The organism is Lentzea flava (assembly GCF_014648475.1).
In the GTDB taxonomy this organism is placed as follows: domain Bacteria; phylum Actinomycetota; class Actinomycetes; order Mycobacteriales; family Pseudonocardiaceae; genus Lentzea; species Lentzea flava.
The window spans coordinates 1-5,755 of the sequence record NZ_BMRE01000119.1 but is presented as its reverse complement, the minus strand read 5'-3'; the positions used below and the strand labels follow the sequence as shown (position 1 = coordinate 5,755).

Sequence of the window (5,755 nt, the reverse complement as noted above, 5' to 3'; positions counted from 1 at the left end):
ACCACAACAACCAAACACCCACACCCACCACACCATTCGTCGACCTCACCCCACACGACGAACCGCCCTACCCAGGTGCGGAACCAAAGCAAGAATGGGCTGGCCCGTACGGTCAGGGTGGCACGTTGCATCCCGATTCGATCGACGATCTACGTGAGCGAGCGCACGTAGTGGCCGTCGAACAGCTGACGCGGGCATCGGAAGGACGCGAAAACCTCGACATCCGCCTCACGTTGTTCTCCCACTACTCAGGAAACAGATCGGTGGAGATGGCGGCGGCGTCCGCGCACGGCTTCCTGGCCCTGGTCGATGCTGAACTAGCGGCCTTGCAGGGAGGTACGCCGCAGCACACCGTCGCCAGCATGAACCTGCGGATCACGCAATCAACCAGGAGCGGACAACACCACAGTCGTGTCGAACTGTGGACCCACCCAGGTCCCGGATTGCGGCCGGAGGACTACCGCACGATGACCGAGGCGCAATTCGACTTCACCTACCTCTCCGCCACACTGCCGATGGCCCACGCCGACCGGTTGCGATGGATGGTGCAGGGACTGACCGAGCAGGCGCTCGACGCGGGTGTGGTAACGCTGCCACCGGTGCGAGTGGAGATCCGAGCCCAGGTCAACGAGGCAGCACGCATGCACGAGCAGCGAAAGGCCGAGATCACCGCGATCGTCCGATCCGCAATCGCCCAAACACTCAGCACGGCCGATCCGTCGCAGACACCGCATCCACCGAGCATCGACAGCCTCATGCCGCCGCTGCACGTCACTTCCGAAGGCGACTACAGCTTCCGCAGAGGACAGGCTTCCGCGATCGTGACGCTGTTGGAGTCGAGTACCGACGACAGCCAAGCCACTACCGCGGAACTAGCCGATGTCTCCGCCGCACACGTCGACGACGCGGGCTCGATGTCCCGCGACGATCCCTCGTCAAGTACGAGTTCCAGGCCCCATGACATGCCCGTCCCGCAGGCCCCGTTGCCCGCTGCCCCACCCTCATCGCCACACGAAGTCGCTGCGCCGAGTGTGGCGCAGAGCTCGACACCGATTGACGTGCCGATCGACGAGGGCACGCTCTCCGCACTCGCGAGCCGTCTCACGGGTCTCCTGCGGCCCCAGTCGGCGATGCCCGATGCCCGGCCGCACGCCGACGACAGTCCGAGCCACCGCAGGCCAGACCTTCGGATGTTGCTGGAGGAGCTGGAAAACAGGGAACGCACCGCTGTGCAGTCCGCACGCACGTTGGATCTGTCATTCCTCGAGACCGAGAACGCACTGCCGTCTGTCGTGCACACCCGGCTGGAATGGCTGGTGGACGCCCTGGTCCAGCGGGCACAACGCAACACCAACCCGGACGAACGGCCGCAGCTGGTCCTGGACCTTCGTGCGGCGCAGGACACGGTAGACCGATGGGCAGCCGACATCGCGCAGGCGGTGAACGCCGCGGTGCGGGCAGCATTACCCCGCGGCGCCGCGCTGACACCTGAGCAGTTCATCCAACGCCACATCGAGCTCGGTCACACCACGGAGCCGGGTGAGCGCGTCTCACTCAGGGCCGACGTTCTCGGCCCCCTGCATGATCTGGACCCGGAGCCGCCTGACATCAGCGTGGCCGCGGACCAGCATGCCGCCGGGTCAAGCGAACAATCCGCGGAAGAGCCATCTGCCGCCGCTACAGCTTCGGCCGCCCGCGACGTCGAGATCATCTCACTGTCCAGTCAGGACTCTTCGAGCGACAGTGATGTCGTGACCGCCCCCGTCGCCGACGTCGTCGAATCGGGTGCGCTGCCAGAGGGCCGGCAATCGCCAGCGCTGGGCACCGGGTCCATCCGGCCGCAAGCCGACGTGACCGACGACGGCGTCCTGCCGGACGCACCCGAGACCGCACAGCCGCAGAACGGTGATTCGAGCGATGAATCGTCAAGCGAATCCGACCAGAACGCTCACGGCGATGACGACGACTCGTTGTTCGGACCAGCTGATCCAATCATTCCGTGGAACGCCACGGCGCCCGACGAGCCGTTGAGCCCGTTCGCCGAGCAGGTGCTGGCGGATCTGATCGGCGGGCCGGGACAGGCCAGCATCACCATCGACAACCCCGAAGATCCGCAGCCGCCGGCCCACGAGCCCGAACTGGACCTGGCGGCAGCAAACGCCTTGATGGATGAGCTGGTCGATTTCAACGACGACCAGAACCTCGTGCCGTCCGAACAACACAGCCCCACAGCAGGCTGGTTCGACTGGAACGACCCGCTCTCACTGGACGAAATCGACTTCAGCACTCCGGCCGTCTTGTCCCCGTTCAACCAACAGAGGACACCCGCGGCCGAAGACAGGATGGACATCGATACGCCGCGTCCGGCATCTCCTGCGCCAGGAAGCCCGGCCTTCGACGGCAGTGGCGAGCAACCCGACATGGACCGGGCAGAGGCGACCGAGCCGTCTGCCGTCGACGGCGGTGTCACATCACGGACAGGCCTGTCCCCGCTGCGGCAAACGGTCACCAGTGCCGCGATACCTGCCGATGAGGTACCAGGCCGGGAGCGACCGGACGACTGGGACAGCCTCTACGACGCCACACCCGAACCAGAGATTCGCCAAGCCACACCGCAGCCGACCACCAGTGTGGCCGAGCCGGACCCCGCTCTGGCACAGCGTCGCGAAGAAGCCGCGATCCAGCGGGAACACTCTCGCCAGCAAAGCCGCTGGCAGGCGGAACTCGAGGTCGCCGAGGAGTCGGTGCTGCGGCGATCGAACCATGACACCCGGCAGCAAATCGATGCACAACAACCCGCTCAGACTGAGACAGCCCACGAACCGCCCTATCCAGGTGCGGAACCAAAGCAAGAATGGACTGGCCCGTGCGGTCGGGGTGGCACGTTGCATCCCGATTCGATCGACGATCTACGTGAGCGAGCGCACGTAGTGGCCGTCGAACAGCTGGCGCGGGCATCGGGAGGGCGCGAAAACCTCGACATCCGCCTCACGCTCTACCACCACTTTGCAGCCAGCAGACCGACGGAGATGGCGGCGGCGTTCGCGAAAGGCTTCCTGGACCTGGTGGACGCTGAACTGGAGGCCCTGCAGGGAGGTGGGCCGCAGCACACCGTCGCCAGCATGAATCTGCGGATCACGCAATCAACCATGCGCGGATTCACCCGTCGTGTCGACCTCTGGACCCACCCAGGTCCCGGATTGCGGCCGGAGGACTACCGCACGATGACCGAGGCGCAATTCGACTTCACCTACCTCTCCGCCACACTGCCGATGGCCCACGCCGACCGGTTGCGATGGATGGTGCAGGGACTGACCGAGCAGGCGCTCGACGCGGGTGTGGTAACGCTGCCACCGGTGCGAGTGGAGATCCGAGCCCACGTCGACGAGGCAGCACGCATGCACGAGCAGCGAAAGGCCGAGATCACCGCGATCGTCCGATCCGCAATCGCCCAAACACTCAGCACGGCCGATCCGTCGCAGACACCGCATCCACCGAGCATCGACAGCCTCATGCCGCCGCTGCACGTCACTTCCGAAGGCGACCTCAGCTTCCGCAGAGGACAGGCTTCCGCGACGGTGACGCTGCCGGAGGTGCGTACCGCCGACAACCAAACCACTGCGTCCGACGCGACGCGGAATGCCGACTTCGCACTCGATGAGGACTTCTCAGCGAGGAATGTCCCCGAGCCCATCGCGACGAGTGTGATGCAGAGCTCGACGGCGATCGACCTGCCGATCGACGAAAGCGCCCCCTCCGCACTCGCGAGCCATCTCACGGGTCTCCTGCGACCTCAGTCGGCGATGCCCGATGCCCGGCCGCACGCCGACGACAGTCCGAGCCACCGCAGGCCAGACCTTCGGATGTTGCTGGAGGAGCTGGAAAACAGGGAACGCACCGCTGTGCAGTCCGCACGCACGTTGGATCTGTCATTCCTCGAGACCGAGAACGCACTGCCGTCTGTCGTGCACACCCGCCTGGGATGGCTGGTGGACGCGCTGGTCCGGCGAACACAACGCAACACCAACCCGGACGAACGGCCGCGGCTGGTCCTGGATCTTCGTGCCGGGCAGGACACGGTAGACCGATGGACCGCCGACCTCACGCAGGCGGTGAACGCCGCGGTGCGATCGGCACTGCCCCGCGGCACCACGGTGACGCCTGAGCAATTCATCCAAAACCACGTCGAACTCACTCACACCACCACAGAGCCGGGGGAACGTGTCTCACTCACGGCCAACGTTCTCGGCCCCCTGCATGATCCGGACCTGGAGCCGTCCGACACCAGCGCGGCCACCGACCAGCATGCCGCCGGACCAAGCGAACAACCCGCGGAAGACCCATCCGCCACCGCCACAACTTCGGCTGCCCACTACGCCGAGAGCATCTCACTGTCCAACCAGGACTCCTCGAGCGACAGCGACGACGACCCGGATGTCGCGCTGCTCTCAGCTGGCCCCTCACAACGGCCACCACAGGACGACCGCCCAGATCTCCAACCGAACGCGGGCCCGGCCACGCAGGATCTCGTCGAGATCCCGATCACGCAGATGCCCGCTGGATACCGGCGTCGCATCGCAAGGCGCAACGACCAGGAGACAAGGCACTGGGCGGGCAGGCTGGGCCGTGCTGATCTGCGGCTCATCGAGGGAGATCAGGACGAGCTTGACAGGTTCGCCTCAGACTTCGCGGTCGAAGTGCATGCGCGCGCCGCGAGGGGAGAAGTGTTTCCTGACGTACGGCTGCTGGTAAGCGTGTGGGAGGATTGTCCCCCGTACGGAGTCCGCCTGGAGGAGCACGCCTGGCTCGAGAACGTGCTCCGCGAAGCCGTCGCGGCTCAGGGTCCGGTGCCGCCACAGCTGCGCTTCACCTATCTGGCGCTGAAGGGCCCGAGAAAGACCATCGCCGAAGTGCGGATCTCGTTGCACGAGACACCACTCCCCACTGCCCTTGCGGCTTCCCACGGATCCGCAGACTCCGGCTACGAGGAGGAGAGCTACCGAAACGCCCTGTCGCTGACCGAATTCGTCCTCCAGAAAATGCCGACGTTCTCGGAGGCGGCTCGGTGGCGGATCTCCCTGCGTGTCCAGCGTTTCACCGAGCGCTTGTTGTCCTCGCCGGTCGAGCAACGCGAACTGCTGATGGTCGGCGTGGTCAACAAATCAGCAGGGCCCTTCGCCACGTTCAACCAGCGGGAGGTCTACGACCTCGTCCGGGGCGCCATCGACGAAGTACGTGCCCGGCACCAGAACGCGGATGCGCTCAGCACCGAACAGATCCTGAACGACTTCGTCCGGTTCGCCGCCCACCTCGGGCGGTCCGCGGTGTTCGTCGACGTCTGGACCGCCGACCTCACGCAGGCGGTGAACGCCGCGGTGCGATCGAACCATGCCCCCCGGCAGCAACTCGATGCACAACAACCGGTTCAGCCTGAGGCAGCCCACGCCGCAGACGCCCAGGCCAACATTCCTCAAGTGCACGTCGACGGCCAGCGCACGGAGACCGGAGCGTTCGGCCCAGAAGCGACGCCCAGCGTGACACTGGATCGGCCAGCGGGCACTGTGGACAGTCCGGTTTCGCTGGACGACCTGCTCGCCACCGACGACACCGGCATGCCCGACCTCATCTTCACACCACTGCCCGACAAACACGGCAACATCCAAGGCACCTTCTTCGGCGCACCCGGCGAAGGCAAAATCGTGCAAAGCGCCTTCCGGAACCGCGACGCACAACCCGGCACCTACACCGTCGTCTC

At 65.7% G+C, this 5,755-nt stretch carries 1 protein-coding gene; it reads left to right on the top strand.

The window, feature by feature from the left end; genetic code table 11:
• Window positions 1–125: 125 nt before the first annotated feature.
• The coding region (locus tag IEZ09_RS45545) for a chromosomal replication initiator protein DnaA (RefSeq protein WP_189260090.1) at window positions 126–5,755 on the top strand (5,630 nt) is incomplete at its 3' end.